3 protein-coding genes are annotated in these 2,402 nt (G+C 67.6%); all 3 read left to right on the top strand.

Annotated features, from left to right (window positions below; genetic code table 11):
• The first annotated feature begins 33 nt into the window (after positions 1–33).
• Complete coding sequence (gene gcvH / locus FJY88_13640; GenBank protein ID MBM3288368.1) at positions 34–429, top strand: glycine cleavage system protein GcvH; 396 nt, start codon at positions 34–36, stop codon at positions 427–429.
• A complete protein-coding gene (locus FJY88_13635; protein MBM3288367.1) occupies positions 429–1,772 on the top strand; it encodes an aminomethyl-transferring glycine dehydrogenase subunit GcvPA in 1,344 nt (447 codons plus the stop codon). Before gcvH ends, FJY88_13635 begins: the two co-directional genes overlap by 1 nt.
• On the top strand, positions 1,769–2,402 hold a 634-nt coding region (locus FJY88_13630), incomplete at its 3' end, for an aminomethyl-transferring glycine dehydrogenase subunit GcvPB (GenBank protein MBM3288366.1). The genes FJY88_13635 and FJY88_13630, both read left to right, overlap by 4 nt.

Below are 2,402 nucleotides of genomic sequence, written 5' to 3'. Positions count from 1 at the left end.
GGATCGCACCGCTAGGGTGGGGAAGGGGGAGGGATGATCCCGAAGGACTGCCGTTACACGAATGAGCACGAGTGGATCCGGCCGGACGGGCCCGACCATGTGAAGATCGGGATCACCGACTACGCCCAGGGGGCTCTGGGCGACATCGTCTTCGTGGAGCTGCCGTCAACCGGACTGACGCTCACGCAGATGCAGCCGTTCGGAACGATCGAAGCCGTCAAGACCGTGAGCGATCTCTTCAGCCCCATCGACGGGGAGGTCGTCGAGGTGAACGAGGCGGTCAAGAGCGATCCTTCGATCGTCAACAAGAGCCCTCATGGCGAAGGATGGATGATTCGCGCGCGCCTCGCGCGGCCCGGCCAGATGGACGATTTGCTGACGCCGGAGGCCTACGAGGAGATCGTTCGCGGCCTGGACGGGGGCGCCTGATGCCGTATACGGGATACGGCTCCCAGGAGGAGAAGGAGCTGCTCCGTTCGATCGGCGTGGAGCGTTTCGAGGACCTGGTCACGGCGCTTCCCGAGTCGCTGCGTCTGAAGGGGCCTGTCGATGTGCCGCCCGGGCAGACCGAGCTGGAGTTGCGCCGGCTGTTCAACGAGGCGGCCCTGGCGAACTACGACCCCAACCTGACGCCGTCGTTCCTGGGCGGCGGGCTTTACGACCATGACATCCCCGCGGTCGTGCAGCACATGCAGCTGCGCAGCGAGTTCTACACGGCGTACACGCCCTATCAACCCGAGGTCGCGCAGGGAACGCTGATGACGATCTTCGAGTTCCAGTCGATGGTGTGCGACCTGACGGGACTCGATGTCGCCAACGCCTCCATGTACGACGCCGGCTCCGCGGCCGCCGAGGCGGCGCTGCTGGCGGCCGCGGCGACGGGCCGCGATCGGATCCTGGTGGCGGGCACGCTCCACCCTCACCATCGGGAGATCCTCAAGACCTACGGGCTGCCCCCCGGCCTGCGCTTCGTCGATGTGGGAGGCGAAGAGCCTCTCCGGCCGGCCGATCTCGCCCCGCATATCGACGGCGAGACGGCGGCCCTCGTCTTGCAGCAGCCGAACTTCTTCGGTTCGATCGAGTCGATCGGGCCTCTGGCTGAGGCGGTCCACGCGAAGGGGGCTTTGCTCATCGTCGAGGCGGACCCGGTGGCCCTTGCGCTCCTTGCGCCGCCCGGCGAGCTGGGCGCCGACATCGTCGTCGGGGAGGGACAGTCCCTGGGCTCTCCACCCTCATACGGGGGACCGGCCTGCGGCCTCTTCGCCTGCACGAGGGCCCTGATCAGGCGGCTCCCCGGACGGCTCGTGGCCGAGACCGTGGATCGCGACGGCCGCAGGGGATTCGTCCTCACGCTGCAGACGAGAGAGCAGCACATCCGCCGCGAGAAGGCCACCTCGAACATCTGCACCAACAACAACCTGGTGGCCCTGGCTTTCACGATCACCCTCGCCATGCTCGGCCCGGCCGGTCTCAAGGAGATGGCGAGCCTGAGCCTGCAGAAAGCCCACTACCTCGAGAGGGCGCTCGCCGCGATCCCGGGGGTGAAAAGAAGCCCGGGTGGCCCCTTCTTCCGCGAGTTCGCGCTGACGCTCCCGAGACCAGCGGGGGAGGTCATTGACGCGATCTATCGCGACGCGCGGATCCTCGCCGGAATCGACCTCGGGCGACTCGTTCCAGGCGGCTCGAACAGGCTCCTCGTCGCGGTGACGGAGAAGAGGACCCGGCAGGAGATGGACCTCTTCGCCTCGGCGCTTGAGAGGAGTCTCGCATGAGGAACCCTCGGGACTTCCGCCTGATCTACGATCGCAGCGTCCCAGGCCATCGCGGCTACAGGCTCCCCGCATGCGACGTGCCCGAGGAACCGATCGAGGCGCTCATTCCCGGGCCGATGGCGCGCGCCAGGCCGCCCCGGCTGCCGGAGGTCGCCGAGCCGGAAATCGTCCGGCATTACATTCGCCTCTCGGTCCTCAATCATCACGTCGACAAGGCCGCCTACCCGCTCGGCTCCTGCACAATGAAGTACAACCCGAAGGTCAACGAAGATCTGGCGAGGATCCCGGGACTCGCCGGCCTGCACCCCATGGCGCCGGTCGGCCTCTGCCAGGGGCTGCTCTCGCTCCTGCATCGCTTCACCGTGGAGCTCGCGGAGATCGTCGGGATGGACACCGTGAGCCTGCATCCGGCCGCCGGGGCCCAGGGGGAGATGCTCGGGATCCGTCTCGCGCGGGCCTACCACGACGCTAGAGGCAACAGGAAGCGGACGGTGATCATCCCCGACTCGGCGCACGGAACGAACCCCGCCACCGCGCGGATGGTCGGGTACGAGACCCTCGAGCTCAAGTCCCGCGCGGACGGCCGGCTCGACATCGATGCCCTGCGGGAGATGGTGACGGATGAGACCG

This window comes from Candidatus Eisenbacteria bacterium, from assembly GCA_016867495.1.
GTDB lineage: Bacteria > Eisenbacteria > RBG-16-71-46 > CAIMUX01 > VGJL01 > VGJL01.
Note: the sequence above shows the minus strand (reverse complement) of the source record. Positions and strands in the feature narration are given on the sequence as shown.

What these genes read in the sequence shown, in the direction of transcription:
- FJY88_13635 (MBM3288367.1), top strand. Translation starts at nt 429, where the DNA reads ATGCCGTATACGGGATACGGCTCCCAGGAGGAGAAGGAGCTGCTCCGT.
- gcvH (MBM3288368.1), top strand. Translation starts at nt 34, where the DNA reads ATGATCCCGAAGGACTGCCGTTACACGAATGAGCACGAGTGGATCCGG.